The organism is Streptomyces sp. 147326, from assembly GCF_045000215.1.
GTDB lineage: Bacteria > Actinomycetota > Actinomycetes > Streptomycetales > Streptomycetaceae > Streptomyces.
Genome location: NZ_CP134201.1, coordinates 725,444 through 744,812 on the forward strand (window position 1 = coordinate 725,444; position 19,369 = coordinate 744,812).

General features: G+C 73.2%; 16 protein-coding genes. 15 read left to right on the top strand and 1 reads right to left on the bottom strand.

Going from position 1 to position 19,369, the window contains the following annotated elements:
* Positions 1–43 precede the first annotated feature (43 nt).
* The 13 genes from RIU97_RS03620 (at position 44) to RIU97_RS03680 (ending at position 17,317) form a co-directional block, all read left to right on the top strand.
* Positions 44–1,216 (top strand): acyl-CoA dehydrogenase family protein, encoded by a 1,173-nt coding sequence (locus tag RIU97_RS03620; RefSeq protein WP_404953290.1) that lies wholly within the window; start codon positions 44–46, stop codon positions 1,214–1,216.
* 69 nt (positions 1,217–1,285) lie between these two features.
* Entirely contained in the window at positions 1,286–2,458 is a 1,173-nt protein-coding gene (locus RIU97_RS03625; RefSeq protein ID WP_404953291.1) for an acyl-CoA dehydrogenase family protein, read from the top strand.
* Entirely contained in the window at positions 2,455–3,315 is an 861-nt protein-coding gene (locus RIU97_RS03630; RefSeq protein ID WP_404953292.1) for a 3-hydroxybutyryl-CoA dehydrogenase, read from the top strand. The genes RIU97_RS03625 and RIU97_RS03630 overlap by 4 nt, the downstream gene beginning before the upstream one ends.
* A gap of 215 nt (positions 3,316–3,530) precedes the next feature.
* Entirely contained in the window at positions 3,531–4,142 is a 612-nt protein-coding gene (locus tag RIU97_RS03635) for a TetR/AcrR family transcriptional regulator (protein ID WP_404953293.1), read from the top strand.
* Positions 4,143–4,253: 111 nt separating this feature from the next.
* On the top strand, positions 4,254–4,946 hold the full coding sequence (locus RIU97_RS03640) for a response regulator transcription factor (protein WP_404953294.1): 693 nt from the start codon (positions 4,254–4,256) through the stop codon (positions 4,944–4,946).
* Positions 4,943–6,343, top strand: coding sequence for an ATP-binding protein (locus tag RIU97_RS03645; protein ID WP_404953295.1), 1,401 nt, complete (start codon positions 4,943–4,945; stop codon positions 6,341–6,343). The genes RIU97_RS03640 and RIU97_RS03645 overlap by 4 nt, the downstream gene beginning before the upstream one ends.
* Positions 6,344–6,482: 139 nt before the next feature.
* Complete coding sequence (locus RIU97_RS03650) at positions 6,483–8,738, top strand: MMPL family transporter (protein ID WP_404953296.1); 2,256 nt, start codon at positions 6,483–6,485, stop codon at positions 8,736–8,738.
* Positions 8,735–9,454 (top strand): DUF2993 domain-containing protein, encoded by a 720-nt coding sequence (locus RIU97_RS03655; RefSeq protein ID WP_404953297.1) that lies wholly within the window; start codon positions 8,735–8,737, stop codon positions 9,452–9,454. Before RIU97_RS03650 ends, RIU97_RS03655 begins: the two co-directional genes overlap by 4 nt.
* A 129-nt stretch (positions 9,455–9,583) precedes the next feature.
* Entirely contained in the window at positions 9,584–10,555 is a 972-nt protein-coding gene (locus RIU97_RS03660; RefSeq protein WP_404953298.1) for a cyclase family protein, read from the top strand.
* Positions 10,556–10,630: 75 nt separating this feature from the next.
* Positions 10,631–13,417, top strand: coding sequence for a SpoIIE family protein phosphatase (locus RIU97_RS03665; protein WP_404953299.1), 2,787 nt, complete (start codon positions 10,631–10,633; stop codon positions 13,415–13,417).
* Between the two features lie 117 nt (positions 13,418–13,534).
* Complete coding sequence (locus RIU97_RS03670; protein WP_404953300.1) at positions 13,535–15,088, top strand: sugar ABC transporter ATP-binding protein; 1,554 nt, start codon at positions 13,535–13,537, stop codon at positions 15,086–15,088.
* On the top strand, positions 15,085–16,146 hold the full coding sequence (locus RIU97_RS03675; RefSeq protein WP_404953302.1) for an ABC transporter permease: 1,062 nt from the start codon (positions 15,085–15,087) through the stop codon (positions 16,144–16,146). Before RIU97_RS03670 ends, RIU97_RS03675 begins: the two co-directional genes overlap by 4 nt.
* Positions 16,147–16,180: 34 nt before the next feature.
* The gene (locus RIU97_RS03680) at positions 16,181–17,317 is read left to right on the top strand and encodes a substrate-binding domain-containing protein (RefSeq protein WP_404953303.1); all 1,137 of its coding nucleotides are present in this window, start codon (positions 16,181–16,183) and stop codon (positions 17,315–17,317) included.
* Between the two features lie 24 nt (positions 17,318–17,341).
* Here RIU97_RS03680 and RIU97_RS03685 read toward each other — a convergent pair whose 3' ends face one another.
* Entirely contained in the window at positions 17,342–18,109 is a 768-nt protein-coding gene (locus RIU97_RS03685) for an NPP1 family protein (RefSeq protein WP_404953304.1), read from the bottom strand.
* Positions 18,110–18,381: 272 nt separating this feature from the next.
* On the opposite strand from RIU97_RS03685, the gene RIU97_RS03690 reads away from it, so the two are divergent.
* Complete coding sequence (locus RIU97_RS03690) at positions 18,382–18,660, top strand: hypothetical protein (RefSeq protein WP_404953305.1); 279 nt, start codon at positions 18,382–18,384, stop codon at positions 18,658–18,660.
* Entirely contained in the window at positions 18,591–19,040 is a 450-nt protein-coding gene (locus RIU97_RS03695) for a hypothetical protein (protein ID WP_404953307.1), read from the top strand. The genes RIU97_RS03690 and RIU97_RS03695 overlap by 70 nt, the downstream gene beginning before the upstream one ends.
* Positions 19,041–19,369 lie beyond the last annotated feature (329 nt).

Consider the following 19,369-nt stretch of genomic DNA (forward strand, 5'->3'; position numbering starts at 1 on the left):
TTCCCCGCTCCCCCTCACCCCTTCCATCGGAGGACACCGCACCATGGACTTCCGCTACACCCCCGAGCAGGCGGACCTCAAGGCCCGCGCCGCCGCCTACGCCCAGCTCCTGATGCGGTACGAGGACCGGTCCGAGGAGGCCGGCGGCCCGCTGCCGGCCGACACGGTCCGCGAACTGACCCGCGCCGCCATGGACGCGGGCGTCTACGCGATCAACATGCCCGCCGACTGGGGCGGCGCCGGCCTGTCCCTGCTGGACCAGGTCATCGTCGAGGAGGAGTTCGGCAAGGTCACCAACTGCCTCTGGGACATCCCCTGGCGGCCCGCGAACGTCCTCGCGTACGGCACCGAGGCGCAGCGGGAGAAGTACCTCCTGCCCGTCATCCGGGGCGAGCGGTTCGACGCGTTCGCGGTCACGGAGCCCGGTGCGGGCTCCGACCCCGGCTCGGGCACGAGCACCGCGACCCGGACCGCGGGAGGCTGGCTGTTGAACGGCGAGAAGTGGTTCGTGACCTGCGGCGACATCGCCGACTTCCTGCTGGTGCAGGCGGATGCGGGCCCGGAGCGGGCCGCGACCCTGTTCTTCGTCGACAAGCACGCACCGGGTGTCGAGATGACACGGGTCCCGCGTTTCATGCACTCCGCGGTGAACGGGCATCCCGAGTTCACCTTCACCGATGTGTTCGTCGCCGACGAGGACGTGCTCGGCGGTGTCGGCAACGGGTACGAGCTGACCAAGGAGTGGTTCACCGACGAGCGGCTGATGATCGCCGCCCGTACCGTCGGCGCCGCCGAACGGGCGCTGGAGCTGGCCCGCGACTGGGCGGTGCGGCGCCGCCAGTTCGGCTCGCCCATCGCCGACTTCCAGCTGATCCAGGGCATGCTCGCCGACTGCGCCGTCGACATCGCCGTCAACCGCGCCTACACCCACCAGGTCGCCTGGGAAGCCGACCAGCCGCACACCGACCGCAAGACCCTGCACGCCAAGGCGTCGACGGCGAAGCTCGCGGCGAGCGAGGCCGCCGGCCGGGTCGTCGACCGGTGCGTGCAGATCTTCGGCGGCCGCGGCTACGACCGCTCGTACCCGGTCGAGCGCATGTACCGGGAACTGCGCGTCGACCGCATCTGGGAGGGCACCTCCGAGATCCAGCGCCTGATCATCGCCAACGAGCTGATCAAGCGCGGCACCCGGGCCCTCGCCCTGCCCGCCTCCTGACCGCTCCTGCCGCAGACCTGCCCCCGTACCGCACCCGTACCGCACCCCGCGATCGCAAGGACCACAGACATGGACTTCCGTCTCACCGCCCGTCAGGAAGAGCTCAGGGACTCGGCGCGCGCCCTCACCGAGTTCATCACGAAGTACGAGCTCGACTGCGAGGAGAACAACGGCCTGCCCCCGCAGGCCCACACCGAGATCCGCGACGCCGTCCTCGACAGCGGCCTGCAGGCCGTCAACATGCCGGCGGAGTGGGGCGGCGCCGGCCTCACGATCCTGGAGCAGGTCACGGTCCAGGCCGAGCTCGGGCGGCTCACCGGGGCCCTCTGGGACATGGTGTGGCGTCCCGCCAACGCACTGTCCTTCTGCACGCCCGAGCAGCGCGAGCGGTACCTCGTCCCCGTCATCCGGGGACAGCGCCGCGACTGCTACGCGGTGAGCGAGCCCGAGGCCGGCTCCGACCCGCAGAGCCTGAAGACCACGGCGACGCGGACGGCGGACGGCTGGGTGCTGAACGGCGAGAAGTGGTTCGTCACCGTCGGCGACCACGCCGATTTCATGATCGTGCTCGCCGCCGCCGGCGAGGAGGGGGCGCCGACCCTGTTCCTCGTCGACAAGGACACACCGGGCATCGAGATGACGCGGGTGCCCCGCTGGATGCACACCTTCGTCTACGAGCACCCCGAGTTCACCTTCACCGATGTGCGCGTCCCGGCGGACGCCGTGCTCGGGGAGGTGGGCAACGGTTACGACATCACCCGTTCCTGGTTCACCGAGGAGCGGCTGATGATCGCCGCTCGGACGATCGGGGCGGCCGAGCGAGCCCTGGAACTCGCCCGCGACTGGGCGGTGGAGCGCCGCCAGTTCGGCTCGCCCATCGCCGACTTCCAGCTGATCCAGGGCATGCTCGCCGACTGCGCCGTCGACATCGCCGTCAACCGCGCCTACACCCACCAGGTCGCCTGGGAGGTCGACGAGGGCGGGATCGACCGCAAGACGCTGCACGCCAAGGCAGCCATCGCCAAGCTGTCGGCGAGCGAGGCGTCCGGGCGGGTCGTCGACCGGTGCCTGCAGATCTTCGGCGGCCGCGGTTACGACCGCTCGTACCCGGTCGAGCGGCTCTACCGCGAACTGCGCGTCGACCGCATCTGGGAGGGCACCTCCGAGATCCAGCGCCTGATCGTCGCGGGTGAACTGGTCAAGCGCGGCACGGGCGTTCTGCAGCTGCCGGTGACCCGGTGACCGACGTGGAGCGCGTCGGGGTCGTGGGCTGCGGGCTGATGGGCTCCGGCATCGCCGAGGTCTGCGCCCGCGCCGGACGGGACGTCGTGGTGGTGGAGGCGGACCGGGGCGCGGCGGACGCCGGCCGGGAGCGGATCGTCCGCTCCCTGGCCCGGGCCGAGGCGGCCGGAAAGCTGACCGCCGCCGACCGGGACGCCGCGACCGGCCGGATCACGCTGACCACGGACATGTCCCTGCTGGCGGACCGGGACCTGGTCGTCGAGGCGGTGGCCGAGGACGAGCGGGCCAAGCTGGACGTGTTCGCGCGGCTGGACCGGGTGGTGGAGCGCCGGGACGCGGTGCTGGCGTCGAACACCTCCTCCATCCCGGTCATCCGGCTGGCCGCCGCCACCTCGCGGCCCGCCCAGGTCGTCGGCCTCCACTTCTTCAACCCCGTTCCGGTGCTCCCCCTGGTGGAGCTGGTGCCCTCCCTGCTCACGGGCGAGGAAACCGCCCGGCGCGCACGGGAGTTCGCCTCGGGGGTGCTGGGCAAACGGGTCGTCCGCGCCCAGGACCGGGCCGGGTTCGTCGTGAACGCGCTCCTCGTGCCGTACCTGCTCGCCGCGGTGCGGATGGCCGAGTCCGGGATCGCCTCGGCCGAGGACATCGACCAGGGGATGACCCTGGGCTGCGCGCACCCGCTGGGGCCGCTGGCCCTGGCCGACCTCATCGGGCTGGACACCGTCCAGGCCATCGCCCGGTCGATGTACGCGGAGTACCGGGAGCCGCTCTACGCCCCGCCGCCGCTGCTGGCCCGGATGGTGGACGCGGGCCTGCTCGGCCGCAAGACGGGCCGGGGCTTCCACACCTATTCCTGACCGCATTCCTGACCGCATTCCTGACCCTGTTCCCCACCCTATTTCCGACCTTTCCCGGCGCCGCGGTCCAACGGCCGGGGCCCGGGGGCCCGATGCGGGAGGATGGTGGTCCGGCGGGCCCGGCCGCCGGACCTTCCACCCACCACCCGCGCAACCTCCACCCGCTCAACCACCCACCCACCGACCCAATGGGCGCCGACACGGGAGCAGCCAACGTGACCAAGGCCGAGCGCGCACTCGAAACACGGGAACGCATCCTCACGGCCGCGTGCGAGGTGATCGCCGACATCGGTTTCGAGTACGTCAGCATGCGCAAGGTCGCCGAGCACGCCGGCGTCTCCAAGGCCCTGCTGCACTACCACTTCGACACCCGCGAGAAGCTCTTCGCCGAGGCGATGACGCACTCCTTCGCCCGGACCGGCACGGACACCGGCAGCGACACCGGCACGGACCCGGCCGCGGTCGTCCTGGCCCGCATCGTGCGCAGCATGCTGCCCACGGACGAGGAGCTCCGCCAGGACTGGAAGCTCTGGCAGGAGCTGTGGGTGCGCGCGTTGCGCGACGGCACGGCCCGGACCCTCGCCGTCGATCTGTACGACCAGCTGCACGCGTGGGTCACCGGAACCGTCGAACGGGGCATCGCGTCCGGCGAGTTCACCGACTGCGACGTCGCCGCGATCGGCACGCTGGTGCTGGCCCTGTGCGACGGCCTCGGCATCCGCCTGATGCTGGACGACCCCCGGGTCGACCTCGCCACGGCCCAGTCGACGGTCTGGCGGGCCATCGCGCCCGCGCTCGGAATCGCCCCGGTGTTCCCGGAGGTCTGACGGCGCCGGGCCGACGGATTGTTCGGGAAATGTACGGGTGGCGGCGCGCCCGCCGGAACGCCGAGTCGACGGGGTTAGCATCGACGGTGTTTCCGCACGTGAGAGGCAGTGATGACGGGTTCGGAGTCCAAGGGCCTCGTGCTGATCGTCGAGGACGAGCGCCACATCTCCGACGTGCAGAGGCTCTACCTGTCGCGCGAGGGCTTCGGTGTCCACGTGGAGGCCGACGGGAGCGCCGGGCTCGCGGCCGCGCGGCGGATGCACCCGGTGGCCATCGTCCTGGACATCGGCCTGCCCGGCATGGACGGCATCGCCTTCTGCCGCGCCCTGCGGGACGCGGGCGACTGGACGCCGGTGCTGCTGGTCACCGCGCGCGGTGAGGAGGCCGACCGGATCCTCGGTCTGGAGCTGGGCGCGGACGACTACCTGACCAAACCGTTCTCGCCGCGCGAGCTGGTCGCGCGGGTCAAGACGGTCCTGCGCCGGGCGGCGGGGCCGCCCGCGCAGCCGCCCGAGAGCCTCGGCGGGCTCAGCGTGGACCCGGTCAGCCGGACCGTGCGCCGCGACGGCGAGCCGGTCGAGCTCACCGCCACCGAGTTCAACCTGCTCGCGCACCTGCTCCGGCACGTGGGGCAGGTCTTCACCCGTGAGCAGCTGCTCGCCCAGGTGTGGGGCTACCCGGGCTACCGCGACACCCGGATGGTCGACGTCTTCGTCTCTCAGCTGCGCGCCAAGCTCGGCGACGCGAGCCCGATCCGTACGGTCCGGGGCGTCGGATACAGCGCGATCGCCCCCCGCGCGTGAACCGCCCCCGCTCCGGCGCCCGTGCGGGTACCGGTGCCCGTGGCTCCCTCGCCCGCAACATCGTGGTGCTGAGCACCGTGGTGGCGGCGCTCGCCGTGGCGCTCACCGGGCTGATCGCCTGGCAGACCGCAGCGCACGGCGCGGAGCAGCGCGAACGCGACCAGCTGACGCGTCAGGCGACGGTGCTCAGCCGGCTGCCGGCCCTGTCCGAGGCGCTCTTCACCGGCGCCCAGGTCCTGGCGGGGCCGAACGGCGTGCAGCTCGCGGTCATCGCCCCGGACGGCTCGGTGAGCGGAACCGCCACCCCGGCCGTCGACCGGGCGTCGAAATCGGCGCTGCTGGCGGGGAAGCCGGTCTCCACCACGGGCATCCTCGGCGGCGAGGAGGTGCTGCTGGTGGGGCGGCCCGGTGTGCGCGGCGGCGCGGTCGTACTGACCGAGCCGTACGCGGTCGTCAGCGAGAACACGAACCGGATCCGCCGCAACGTGGTGGTGCCGCTGATCGTCGGCATGCTCGGCGCGGCCCTGGCCGGGGCGCTCCTGGCCCGGCGCATCGCCCGTCCCCTCGTACGGGCCGCGCAGATCGCGCACCGGCTCGCCGACGGCGAACGCGGCGTACCGGCGCCCGTCGACGGACCCCGGGAGACCGCGGACATCGGGCGGGCCCTCAACGTCCTGGACGAGGCCCTGGCACACAGCGAGAACCGGCAGCGGGAGTTCCTGCTCTCCGTCTCCCACGACCTGCGCACCCCGCTGACCGCGCTGCAGGGCTACGCCGAGGCCCTCGCCGACGGCCTGATCGAGCCGGAGCGGGTGCCCGAGGTCGGCGGCGTCCTGGCCGACGAGACCCGGCGTCTGGACCGGTTCCTGGGGGACCTGCTGGACCTGGCCCGGCTGGAGGCGGACGAGTTCCGTCTCGACATGGCCCCCGCCGACCTGGGCGCGGTCGTCGCCGAGGCCGCCGCCTTCTGGACCGGCCCCTGCGCCCGCCACGGTGTCGGGCTCCGGCTGGAGCGGCCCGGGCGGCCCGTCGTCGTCGAGACGGACGCCTTCCGGGTCCGGCAGCTGATCGACGGCCTGGTCCAGAACGCCCTGCGGGTCACGCCCGAGGGCGCGCCCCTGGTCCTCGCGGTCCGGGCGGCCCCGGACGGCGGGGCCGAACTGCAGGTCCGCGACGGCGGACCGGGCCTCACCGACGACGACGTGCGCATCGCCTTCGACCACGGCGCCCTCCACGAGCGCTACCGTGGCACCCGCCCGGTCGGCTCCGGCCTGGGGCTGGCCATCGCCCACCGGCTGACCGGCCGCCTCGGGGGCGCCATCCGCGTCGACGGGCACGGACCCGAGGGCGGCGCCTGCTTCACCGTCACCCTTCCGCCGCCATCCGGGGGCGCGTGAGCGGGCGGCGCCCGTCGTACCGGCGGGCGCGCGGGGGGTGGTGCGCGGGCGGGGTGCGGGCGGGGTGCGGGGGCGCCCGTACATTCCCCCAACAATGCGCCCACGGCCCCCTTACACGCACCGCGCACCATCAGGCCCCATGAACACTTCATCGGCCGAGGGGCCGGGGCTCCTCCATCGGATCGGGTGCTGGTGTGCCCGGCACGCCTGTCGGGTCGTCGCCCTGTGGGTGGTGCTGCTCGCCGGTCTCGGGCTGGCCAACCACGCGTGGGGCGGCTCCTTCGCGGACAGCTTCACCCTGCCGGGTACCCCTACGCAGACCGGCTCCGACCTGCTCAAGGCCCACACCAGCGGCTCCGGTGGCACGGCCGCACCCATCGTGATCGCCACCGACCAGGGTTCGGTCACCGGCCACCGGGCCGCGATCGAATCGTCCGTGGACGGCCTGCGCCGACTGCCGGACGTCCTGTCGGTGGCCGACCCGCTCACCACGCCCGGGGCGGTCTCCGCGAACGGCGGGACCGCCCGGATCACCGTCCGCTTCGACGGCAATCCGGCGACCTTCGGCCCCTCCTACCTCGCCGGGGTCGACAGCGCCGTCGAGCCGCTGCGCTCCGACCACGTCGCCGTCGAGTACGGGGCTCCGCTCGGGCAGCTCGCCACCCCCAAGTCGGCCGACCACACCTCGGAGGCCATCGGCCTGGCCGTCGCCGTGCTCGTACTGCTGATCGGCTTCGGCAGCGTCGCCGCGACCGGTCTGCCGCTGCTGACGGCCGTGCTCGGCCTGGCCGTCAGCCTGGCCGGTCTCGGACTGCTCGCCGGGACCTTCGACTTCGCCCAGGCGTCCCCGACCCTGGCCGCGATGATGGGCCTGGGTGTCGGCATCGACTACGCGCTGTTCCTGACCACCCGCTACCGGGCTCTGCTGCAAGCAGGCACGGAGCCCGCGGAGGCGGTCGGGCGTACGGTCGCCACCAGCGGGCGGGCCGTGCTGGTCGCCGCCGCCACGGTGGCCATGGCGCTGGGCGGGCTCTGCGTCTCCGGTGTGGGCTTCATCGGCACCCTCGGCGTCGCTGCCGGTATCAGCGTCGTCGTGGCCGCCGCCGCGACCGTGACGCTGACTCCCGCCCTGCTGGGCCTGCTCGGCAATCGCATCGACCGGCTCCACGTGCGCACGCCGGTCGCCGAACCCACCGGTGAGGGCGACGTCTGGCACCGCTGGGCCGTCCGGGTCAGCAGGCGCCCCTGGCTGTTCCTGGTGACTGGCCTGCTCGTGCTCGGCATCCTGGCCGTCCCGGTCGCCTCCATGCGGCTCGGGCACGTCGACGCCGGAGCGCAGTCCACCAGCAGGACCGACCGCCGGGCCTACGACCTCATCACCGAGGGCTTCGGCCCGGGCGCCAACGGCCCGCTCACGGTCGTGGCCCACCTCGACAGCCGGCAGGTCGCCGACGAGAGCCGGCGCCAGGACCTCGCCGCCTCGCTGCAGCGCGAACTGGCCGCCGTACCGGGCGCCGCCTCCGTGACGACCCCGGTGCCCAGCCCCGACGACGTCCTGCTCATCACCACGGTCACCCCCGCCACCGGCCCGCAGGACGGCGCCACCGCCGACCTGATCCACACCCTGCAGGGCGAAACGGTGCCGCAGGCACTGTCGGGCACCGGCGCCACGGGCTACGTCACCGGCACGGCCGCCGCCACCCAGACCTTCACCGACACCCTCACCGCCAAACTGCCGCTGATCATCGGTGTGGTCGTCGCCGCGGCGTTCCTGCTGCTGCTCACCGTCTTCCGCAGTCCGCTGATCGCGCTCAAGGCCGCCGTGCTCAACCTGTTCTCGATCGCCGCCGCGTACGGGGTGCTCGTCGCGGTGTTCCAGTGGGGCTGGGGCGGTGCGCTGTTCGGCGTCACCGAGAAGGTGCCCGTCGAGTCCTACGTGCCGATGATGATGTTCGCGATCGTCTTCGGGCTCTCCATGGACTACGAGGTCTTCCTGCTCTCCCGGATCCGCGAGGCGTGGCTGCACCGGGAGGACAACCACCTGGCCGTCGCCACGGGCCTGGCCGCCACGGCCCGCGTGATCACCTGCGCGGCCCTGATCATGACCAGTGTCTTCCTGGCGTTCCTGCTCTCCACGAACGTCGCCGTCAAGATGCTCGCCCTCGGACTGGGCATCAGCGTGATCATCGATGCCACGGTGGTCCGTCTGCTCCTGGTGCCCGCGTCCATGTACCTCTTCGGGCGGGCCAACTGGTGGCTCCCCTCCTGGCTGGACCGGCTCCTTCCGCATCTCGACCCGGAAGGGCCCGCCGACGCACCCGCCCCGCCGGCCGTATCCGCCCCCACGACCCCGGCCGCGGCCCCGGCCCCGGCCGCTCAAGGAGAACGGCGATGAAGCAGCGCCTGACGAAGGCCCGCGCGGCCGTGCGCCGCCACCTCGTCCTCACCGTCACGACCGCCGTGGTCCTGCCGGCCGTCGTCGCCACGGGCGCGGCCGAGTTCACCGCCCGCTCCGTGATCCGTCACCGCGTCACGAAGGCGGCTCCCGGGCTGGGAGAGGACGTGACGGTCCGCGTGGCCGGCGACTGGGCCCTGTGGGACCTGGCCCAGGGGAGCATCCCCCGCCTCGACATCAGCAGCGACGACGCCCGGGTCGGGCGCCTCCCGCAGGTGCGTGTCCGCGCGCGGCTCGACGACGTACGCCTCGGCGACGGGGCCACCGTGGGCGGTACTCACGCCCAGGTGACGGCCTCCACGCAGTCCCTCGCCACCGCGATCCGGACCGCCGTGCCCGCCGTGCCGGTGTCCGCGGTCACCACCGATCCGGCGCGGGGAACCATCCTCGCCGCCGTGGGCCCCGGCGGCGCCGGACAGCTGACGCTGCGTCCCGTCCTCGCCGACGGCAAGGTCACCCTCGCCGTCGACGGGCTCACCGTGTTCGGCCGCTCCGTCCCCACCGGCCGGCTCGGTACGGGCGACGGCGGCTTCGGAGCGGAGCCGGGTGCGCCGAAGGAGTACCCCCTCGGCCTCAAGGCCACGTCCGTACGCGTCCAGCCGGACGGCCTCGACGTATCCCTGACCGGCGGCCCCGCCCCTCTGGCGGGTGCCTGACACCGACGGGACGGGGGGCCGGCCCGCGCGCCCGCTCGCGTACGGGGCACGGGAGGGAATCCTGGGGCGATAACTCCGAAACCGCGAGAACCGCGAGAACCCTAGGGACCCTGGAGCGCTGATGCGCAGATGAGCCACGACCCCGCCGACGCCCCCGGCACCCCGCCGGCCTCCGCTCCCGGCAACGGGCCCGCCGTCTCCCGCCAGGAGTTCGACGCGCTCTTCGACCGGGTCCGCACGTGGGGCCGGTGGGCCGCGGCCGACCGCGGCGCCTGGAACCGGGTGACGGCGGACCACGTCCGGCGGGCCGCCGCCCTGGTCCGGTCCGGGACGGTCGTCCCGATGGCCCGGCCCTGGGACACCCGGCCCGGTCCGGACAACGCGAAGCCGGCCCTGCACTACATGTCCGACCTCGGCGACGTGGAGGCCCCGGAGCCCTCCGTCTACAAGGACTTCCTGGCCGTGGACTACCACGGCAAGGGGGTCAGCCACCTCGACGCGCTGTCACACGTCGCCTACCGGGGGCAGCTGTACGACGGCCGGGCGGCGCGCGAGTGCGTCGATGCGGCGGGCGCCCGCTTCGGTGCGGTGTCGGCGCTCGGCCCGCTGGTCACCAGGGGTGTGCTCGTCGACCTGCCCGCCGTCCTCGGGGTCACCTGGCTCGATCCCGGGCGCGCGGTGCACGCGCGGGACCTCATCGCCGCCGAGGAGGCGCTCGGGGTGACGATCGGGGACGGGGACGCGGTGCTGCTGCGCTCCGGCGCCTTCCGGCGCCGCCGGGAATCCGGCCCCTGGGACCCCGGCGGGGCGAGCGCGGGCTGGCACGTGGACGCCCTGCCGCTGCTGGCCGAGCGCGGCATCGCCCTGCTCGCGGGCGACGGGGACAGCGACGTACGGCCCTCGCCGGTCGAGGGGGTGCACTCCCCCGTGCACACCCTCGCCGTCACCGCGATGGGGGTGCCGCTGCTGGACAACCTCGACCTGGAACCGCTCTCCGCCGCCTGCGCCGAAACGGGCCGCTACGCGTTCATGCTCGTCGTGACGCCGCTGAACGTGCCCGGCGGGACGGGGTCGCCCGTCAATCCGGTCGCGGTCATGTGAGGAATATACTCAAATCTGGCGATTCAGGGCATCAAGGCGTGGACCTAGGGCTGAAGGCCGAGGGAAGTGGTGCACATGGGGGTGGTGGGAGACCGCATCGGGCCCGTGCGTCCCCGTGACCGATTCCTGCACGGCGAGTCGGTCGAGGGGAGCGTGCGGGGGCCGATCCTGCACTCGTGGCAGCGCAGCCAGCTGCTGGGGATCTCGCCCGACCAGGCCGAGCTTCCGTTCACGCAGGACTTCGACCCGGAAGGCCGGCTGATCCGCGCCGCCCGGCCCGTGCTCGACCGGCTGGAGTCCGTCTTCGCGGGCAGCCAGATGAACATCAGCCTCGCCGACGGGTACGGCACCGTACTCGAACGCCGCTTCGGCGAGAAGTCCATGGTCAAGCACCTCTCCCCGATCCAGGCCGTCCCGGGCTTCGTCTTCGCCGAGCAGTTCGCCGGGACGAACGGCATCGGTCTCACCCTCGCGGAACGGCGGCTCTGCCAGGTCTTCGGCGCCGAGCACTTCGCCGAGCGGTCCCAGTCGAGCGCCTGTACGGCGATCCCCCTGCGCGACCAGCTCAGCGGGCACATCGAGGGCGTCCTGTGCCTCGGCTATCCCTACACCGACGCGGACCCGGCCATGATCCCCGTGGTGCGCAAGGCCGCCGAGGCCATCGAAAGACGGCTGATGGAGCAGAGTGCGGCGCGCGAGCGCGGCCTGCTGCAGGCCTACCTCGACGCCGCGAGCCGGACCGGGACGGACGAGTACTCCGGGAACGGGCACGGGCTCGCCATGGCCGAGCTGCTCCAGAGCGAGCTGGAGCAGAGCGATCAGATGACGCTCAAGGAAAAGGCCACGGAGCTGATGTCCTCGGCCCAGTGGGCGGCCGCCGAGGTGTCCCTGTCCCGCGACCGGTGGGTCACCCTCGTGAGCCGCCCCGTGACGAGCCCCTCGGGGGTGGAGGGCATCGTCATCGAGGCGCTCCTCCCCGACGAGGAAGAGCGGCACGCCCCCGCCCCCACCGGCCCGCCGCCCGGGCCCCTTTCCCGCGCCGCGCCCCGTACGGCCACGAGGGTCGCCCGCTCGCCCGGCACGTCCGGCGGCGCAGCCAGCACGTCCGGCGCGCCCGCCACCGAGGACTCCTCCGGCGGCACGGTCCGGGGGCTGGTGCTGGTGGGCGAGCCCGAGGTGGGCAAGTACGCCGTCGCCGCGCGACGCCGCCTGGAGCTGCTGGCCGAGGCCAGCAACCGCATCGGCACCACCCTGGACGTGGGCCGCACCGCCTGGGAGCTCGCCGAGATAGCGGTCCCGCGGCTGGCCGACTTCGTCACCATCGACATGCCCGAGGCCGTCCTGCGCGGCGAGGAGTCCGCCCACCCCACCACGGAGATGCACCGCACGGTGGTCCACGGGATCCGCGAGGACTGCCCCTTCTACCCGGTGGGCGAGCAGGTCACCCTCCGCCCGACCACGCCCCACATGCGCTGCCTGACCACCGGTCAGCCCGTGCTGGAACCCGATCTCAAGGCCGCCTTCGGCTGGATCGCCCAGGACCCCGAGCACGCCGAACTGCTCCTCGCGCACAACATCCACTCGCTCATCACCGTCCCCCTCTACGCCCGCGGTGTCCTCCTGGGCATCGCGAGCTTCTACCGTTCGCAGGACCCGGCCCCCTACGGGGACGACGACCGCTCGCTGGCCCAGGAGCTCGCCGCCCGCGCGGCCCTCTGCATCGACAACGCCCGCCGCTACACCCGCGAACACACCCTGGCCCTGGCCCTCCAGCGCAGCCTGCTCCCGCGCGGCCTCCCCGACCAGGACGCCGTCGAGGTCGCCCACCGGTACCTCCCCGCCGAGCACGGGGTCGGCGGCGACTGGTTCGACGTCATCCCCCTGTCCGGCACCCGCGTCGCCCTGCTCGTCGGGGACGTCGTCGGCCACGGACTGCACGCCGCCGCCACCATGGGCCGGCTGCGCACCGCAGCCCGCAACTTCGCCGAACTGGAGCTCGCCCCCGACGAACTCCTCACCCACCTCGACAACCTGATGGTGCGCCTCGACCGGGAGGAGGGCGGGGACAATCCGGCCCTCGGCAGCGGCATCGTGGGCGCCACCTTCCTGTACGCCATCTACGACCCCACCTCGCGGCGGTGCACCATGGCCCGCGCCGGCCACCCCCCGCCCGCGCTGGTCCACCCGGACGGCGCCGTGACCCTCCTCGACCTGCCCGCCGGACCCCCGCTCGGCCTCGGCGGGCTCCCCTTCGAGTCCGTGGAGATGCAGCTCCCCGAACACAGCCAGCTGGTCCTCTACACCGACGGACTCATCGAGGACCGCGATCGCGACATCGATGTGGCCCTCGGCGCGCTCACCCGCGCGCTGGCCCACCCGGACCGCGCCCCCGAGGAGACCTGCCAGGCGGTCCTCGACGCCGTGGCCCCCGAGCACCCCGGTGACGACATCGCCCTCCTCGTCGCCCGCACCAACGCCGTGTCCCCCGACCGGATCGCCTCCTGGGACCTGCCCGCCGACCCGGCCCTGGTGGGCGACGTCCGCGCCGCCGCCGTGAGCCAGCTGAGCCGGTGGGGGCTGGACGAGTCCGCGTTCGCGACGGAACTGCTGCTCAGCGAGCTGGTCACGAACGCCGTCCGCTACGGCACCGGACCCATCCGGGTGCGCCTCATCCACGACCGCACCCTGATCTGCGAGGTGTACGACGCGAGCAGCACCGCCCCGCGCATGCGCCACGCCGCCAGCACCGACGAGGGCGGCCGCGGCCTGTTCCTCGTCGCGCAGCTCTCCCAGGCCTGGGGTACCCGGTACACACCCGAGGGCAAGGTCATCTGGGCCGAGTGCGCCCTGACCGCGGCGTGACGGTGTCGCCCACGACGGCACATCCCGGCGAGTTCAATGCCGGAGATACACGGGCAGATCGGCATAGAATCCCCATGCAGTCGGGAAGAACTCGGAGGCCGACCCCCGGAGAAGTCTGTGCATGACGCTCCCGACACCTCGATGAGCCCGCCTCCGCTCTTCGGTGGCGGACCCCTCGTCCGTGTGCGCGGTCTCGGCAAGCGGTTCGGCGGCACGGTGGCGCTGGCCGGGGTCGACCTCGACATCCACCGGGGCAGCGTCCTCGCCCTCCTCGGCCCCAACGGTGCCGGGAAGTCCACCCTCATCAAGGTGCTCGCCGGGGTCCACCGCGCCGACGAGGGCGAGGTGACGGTGGCCGGCCATCCCCTCGGCTCGCACGCCGCGGCCCGGACCATGTCCTTCATCCACCAGGACCTCGGCCTCGTCGCGTGGATGACGGTGGCCGAGAACATCGCCCTGGGCACCGGCTACCCGCGCCGGCGGGGACTGATCTCCTGGCGGCGCACCCGCGAGCGCTGCGACGAGGCCCTGCGGATCGTCGCCGGGCACCTGGACGCCGACGCCCGCATCGCCGACCTCGCCCCCGCCGAGCGCTCGCTGGTCGCCATCGCCCGCGCCCTGGCGACCGAGGCCGAACTCATCGTGCTCGACGAGCCGACCGCCACCCTCCCCGCCGCGGACTGCGCCCGGCTGTTCGACGTCCTGCACGCCCTGCGCGACCGGGGGCACGGCATCCTCTACGTCAGCCACCGGCTCGACGAGGTGTACAAGGTCGCCGACTCCTTCGCCGTCCTGCGCGACGGCCACGTGGTCGAACGCGGCCCCCTCGCCGGTTTCGGCCCCGCCCGGCTGGTGCGCGCCATCGTGGGCCACGAACCGGCCGCCCACGCGCCGGCCGCGCCCCGCGCCACCAGCGGCCCGCCCCTCCTGCGCCTCGACGGCGTGCGGACCGCGTACGCCGGACCGGTCAGCCTGGACCTGCGGGCCGGGGAGATCCTCGGCATGGTGGGCCTGACCGGCGCCGGCCACATGGACCTGGGCCGCGCCCTCGCCGGCGCCCGGCCGATCCTCGGCGGGCGGGCGCTGCTCGACGGCCGCCCGTACCGCCCGCGCAGGGTCTCCGCCGCTCTCGCCTCCGGCGTCGGCTTCGTGGCGGGCAACCGTCAGGAGGAGGGCTGCGCCGCCGAACTGACGGTACGGGAGAACTTCCTGGCGAACCCCCGGGCCGCCGGTGTCCCGGCGCTGCGGTGGACCGGCCCCCGCCGCGAGCGCGCCGAGGCCACCGCCCTGATCGACCGCTTCTCGGTGCACCCCCGTGACAGCGAGGTGCCGATCGCCACCCTGTCCGGCGGCAACCAGCAGAAGGTCATGGTCGGCAGGTGGCTCCGCGGGAACCTGCGCCTGCTCGTCCTCGAGGAGCCGACCGCCAGTGTGGACGTCGGCGCCAAGGCCGTGATCCACCGGCTGCTCGACGACGCGCTGGCCTCCGGCCTGGCGGTCCTGCTCATCTCCACCGATTTCGAGGAGGTCGCGGGCGTGTGCCACCGCGCGCTGGTCTTCGTCCGCGGGACCGTGAGCGCCGAACTGACCGGTGCGGCCCTCACCGTCACCGAACTCACCCGGACCGCCTCGGCCATGCCCCCGATCACCGGGACCGCGACGAGCCGATGACCCACTCCCCCTCGCGCCGATCCCTGCTGGGCCACCTCCGCGGGCACCTCGTCGGCGGCTACGGCCTCCTGGCCCTCGCCGTCCTGCTCTTCCTGGTCTTCTCCCTGACCCTGCCGGGCACCTTCCCCACCCGGGACAACGTCTCCTCGATCCTCTCCAACCAGTCCATCCCCGCCCTCCTGGCGCTGGGCGCGACGATCCCGATCGCCGCCGGCAAGTTCGACCTGTCCATCGGCTACGGACTCGGCCTGGCGCACGTGCTGGTGATGCAGCTCATCGTCAACGGGGGCTGGCCCTGGCCCGCCGCCTGCCTCGTCGTCGTCCTCGGAGGGGCGGCGGTCGGCGCGCTCAACGGCGTCATCGTCGAGTTCGGACAGATCGACTCCTTCATCGCCACGCTCGGCACCGGCAGCATCATGTACGCCTTCACCGGCTGGATCACCGACGGCGGCCGGATCGTCCCCGGCCCGAACGGCCTCCCCGCCGACTTCACCGGCCTCTACGACTCCCGGTTCCTCGGCCTGCCGCTGCCCGCCTTCTACGTACTCGCCCTCACGGCCGGCCTCTGGGTGATCCTGGAGCGGCTGCCGCTCGGCCGGTACCTGTACGTGATCGGCTCCAACCCGCGCGCCGCCGGCATCATCGGCATCCCCACCCACCGTTACTCCGTCTACGCCTTCACCGGATCGGGCCTGGTCGTCGGATTCGCGGGGGTCCTCCTCGCCGCCCAGCAGCAGACGGGCAACCCGAGCGTCGGGCTGGAGTACCTGCTGCCCGCCTTCGTCGGCGCCCTGCTCGGTGCCACCACGATCAAACCCGGCCGCGCCAACGTCCTCGGCACCGTCGTGGCCGTCGCCGTCCTCGCCATCGGCCTCGCCGGCATCGGCCAGCTCGGCGCCCAGTTCTGGGCGACGCCGCTGTTCAACGGCGCCACCCTGCTCATCGCCGTCGGCCTGGCCGGCTACTCCGCCCGCCGCCGGCTGCGCACCGGCGCCCCGGCGACCCGCCGGTCCCCCGCGCAGGCTCCGGCCGCACCACCGCAGGACAGCCATCCGTAGCAGACCTCGTACGCGCACCCGCACCAGGAGCCCCGTGTACCCGAACCGCAAGACCACCCTCACGGCCGCAGCCCTGCTGGCAGCGGCCACGGCCCTCGTCGCCGGCTGCGGGAGCGGCCCGTCGACCGGTGCCGGGCCGTCGAAAGCCGGGTGCCCCGCCGCCCTCGCGAAGGCCGGGGGGGCCGTCCGGCAGGCCGAGAACACCGACGCCGCCTGGCACGGCCCCACCAGCGGTCCCCCGGCAGCGGCCGGCAAGACCCTCGTCTACGTCGCGCAGACCATGACCAACCCCGGTGTCGCGGGCGTCGCGAAGGGCGTCGAGGAGGCCGCGGAGGCCATCGGCTGGAAGGTCCGGGTGATCGACGGGGAGGGCACCCCCGCCGGCATCCAGGCGGCGCTCAGCCAGGCCATCACGCTCAAGCCCTCGGGCATCGTCATCGGCGGCTTCGACCCCCAGCTGACCTCGCAGCAGATGGCGCGGGCCGAGGCCGCGGACATCCCGGTCATCGGCTGGCACGCGGTCGGCTCGCCCGGCCCGAGCGAGCGCCCCCGGCTCTTCACCAACGTCACGACGAAGGTGGAGGACGTGGCGCGGATCAGCGCGGACTGGATCATCGCCGGGTCCCGCGGCGATGCCGGGGTCGTCCTCTTCACCGACGACTCGATCCCCTTCGCCAAGAACAAGTCCGACCTGATCCGGCAGGAGCTGGCCACCTGTTCCGGCGTACGGCTGCTGTCCCGCGAGAACATCCCCATCCCGGACGCCGCCAGCCGCACTCCCCAGGCGGTCTCCTCCCTCCTCTCCCGCTTCCAGGGCGACTGGACCCACTCCGTCGCCATCAACGACCTCTACTTCGCGGACGCGGCCCCGGCCCTGCGCGCGGCCGGCAAGCCGGGGTCCGGACCGCCGTTCAACATCGGCGCGGGCGACGGCGACCCGTCCGCCTTCCAGCGGATCAACAGCAAGCAGTTCCAGGCCGCCACCGTCCCCGAGCCGCTGTCCGAGCAGGGCTGGCAGATCGTCGACGAGTTCAACCGTGCCTTCGCCGGCCGGCCCGCCAGCGGCTACGTGGCCCCCGTCCACATCGCGACGGCCGGCAACAGCGACGGCGCCACGTCCTGGGATCCGTCCGGTTACCGCGAGGGGTACCGGAAGATCTGGGGCAGGTGACCCGCACCCCCGGCTGCCGGCCGGCTACTGGTACGGGTCGAAGGGGATGCCCGCCGGCTTGGCCTCCGCGAGGTGGGAGGCGAAGGAGTCGTCCTTCAGGCCGAAGTGCGCGCTGCCGAAATCGGCCTGGCTGAGCTTGTCGCGCAGGGTCGCGGGGTAGCCCGACCATCCGACGAGCGCGGGGAACTGCCAGGTGCCGCGGTGGTTCTCGGGCGGCTCGTCGTTGGTGTTGGCCGCGCGGAAGCAGTGCGTGCCGACCCCGTCCTTGTGGTAGACGATCTTGGGGTGGGTGCCGTCCCAGCGGATCTGGTCACGGGTGTGGATGTTGAAGTCGCCGTGGGCGGAGGTCGCGACGTACTTGGCCTCGTTGTTCTGGATCCACACCACCACGTGTTCCCAGTCGTGGCGGTGACCGCCGAGGGAGACACCGGCGAGGGCCTGGTCCTTCTCGAAGTACAGCGCGTAGACCACGGCGCACCAGCCGTTGTTGCACTTCCAGCGGGAGTAGCCGTTGGTGTTCTGGAGGTCCGAGGCGTCCCGGCAGCTGCCGTTGAGGGCGCCGGTGGGTTTGAGTCCGCCGTTCAGAACTCCGGTCGGGCCTATGGCGGGTGTCGGGTAGCAGCCGTCGGTGTCGTAGTCGTAGGCCGGCTGGAAGGTCAGCTCGATCGCCTCGGACTGGCTGGGCAGGGCCGGGGGCGGCGCGGCGAAGGCCGCCTGGGGAACGGCGACGACCAGCGCGAGGGCGGCCCCGACGACCACCGTTGATCTCCGGATGTGACGGTTCGTCCGCAAAACGGGCTCCTGACCGGTCGGCTCGACGAGGGCGGGCGAATCACGGCCACCATCGGCCGACGCGCCCGGAGCATCATTCGCGAACCGCGGGCGGCACGGCAAGGGTCCGGGCAGGCTCTCTTTCGGACCCGGCGCCTAGGCGAACTGCCGCTCAGCCAAAGCGATGTGACCGGATGTCAGGACATGGGGACGCGGCGGTCCACCGGCTCGCGGTCGCCCGCCCGACGCGAAACCGCGTGAGATCCCGGGCGGATCCCTGCTGGATGCGTGGCATGACAAACCCCTGGCGCGAGCGTTGGAGCCGGGAGCGCGGCACGCCGCTCCGGTACGTCCTGGTGGAGGAGCGGGACCACGGGCCGCAGGGCTGGAGCGTCCCCTACGCCCGCGGGTACGACCCGCTGGCCAAGTGCGCGGACGTGGAGGGGCTGTTCGCCGAACCGTCGGTCCCGGCCGTGCCCAGAGAAGAGCTGGTGCTCTTCGCGTGCGCACCGCTCGGCCCGCCCGCGACGCCGTCGACGGCAAGGACGGCGGGCGGCTCGGCGGCATGCTGATCCAGGGACGCGCCGACGATCAGGGGTCCGCCTGGCCCTACGCGCTGTCCGACGCCGTCGTCGTGGGCCGGCGGCCCTGCCCGGCGGACCCCTCACTCGTCGACGTCACCGTGGAGACCGGGGTCGGGCCGCTCGCAGGGCCCGCCGAGCCGCCGTCGGACGACCGGCAGAAGCGGTTCGCCTTCACCCTCTCCGCCGCCGAGGAGTACACGCCGTACGGCTCCTGCGCGGCGATGCCCCGGCCCTTCCAGCCCCGGAAGCGTCCGGAACCTGTCGAGCTCGGGCTCGTGGCTGCGGCCCCGATGCCCCGCTGCTGTCGCGGGACCACGGCCCCGCCTGGCCGGACATCATCGCCGTCGACCGCGCGGGCCGCGTCATGACCGGCCGGACCGCCGAGCTGTCGGTCATCGGGGCGCGGTTCCCGGACGAGCTGCGGCGGGGAATGGCTCTGGCTCACGGAGATGCGCCACGGCCCGGACCGGAAGGGCGGCGAGGCCGTCTCAGGGGCTTCAGGGCCACCGTAGAGCTCAGGTAGGGGCGGTCATCACCCGACGGTGTTCATCAGGACGATGGCGACGAGGTTCAGGAAGATGACGGCGACGACGACGCCGATCATGATCCAGGCTCTGCGTGATTCGTCCATGTGTACGAGTCACCTCCCGGCTCGCTCCGCCGCACCCTCGCGCGGAGGGTTCGTCGGCCTCCAGCC

What these genes read in the sequence shown, in the direction of transcription:
- RIU97_RS03650 (WP_404953296.1), top strand. Translation starts at nt 6,483, where the DNA reads ATGAACACTTCATCGGCCGAGGGGCCGGGGCTCCTCCATCGGATCGGG.
- RIU97_RS03625 (WP_404953291.1), top strand. Translation starts at nt 1,286, where the DNA reads ATGGACTTCCGTCTCACCGCCCGTCAGGAAGAGCTCAGGGACTCGGCG.
- RIU97_RS03675 (WP_404953302.1), top strand. Translation starts at nt 15,085, where the DNA reads ATGACCCACTCCCCCTCGCGCCGATCCCTGCTGGGCCACCTCCGCGGG.
- RIU97_RS03690 (WP_404953305.1), top strand. Translation starts at nt 18,382, where the DNA reads ATGACAAACCCCTGGCGCGAGCGTTGGAGCCGGGAGCGCGGCACGCCG.
- RIU97_RS03660 (WP_404953298.1), top strand. Translation starts at nt 9,584, where the DNA reads ATGAGCCACGACCCCGCCGACGCCCCCGGCACCCCGCCGGCCTCCGCT.
- RIU97_RS03655 (WP_404953297.1), top strand. Translation starts at nt 8,735, where the DNA reads ATGAAGCAGCGCCTGACGAAGGCCCGCGCGGCCGTGCGCCGCCACCTC.
- RIU97_RS03640 (WP_404953294.1), top strand. Translation starts at nt 4,254, where the DNA reads ATGACGGGTTCGGAGTCCAAGGGCCTCGTGCTGATCGTCGAGGACGAG.
- RIU97_RS03620 (WP_404953290.1), top strand. Translation starts at nt 44, where the DNA reads ATGGACTTCCGCTACACCCCCGAGCAGGCGGACCTCAAGGCCCGCGCC.
- RIU97_RS03665 (WP_404953299.1), top strand. Translation starts at nt 10,631, where the DNA reads ATGGGGGTGGTGGGAGACCGCATCGGGCCCGTGCGTCCCCGTGACCGA.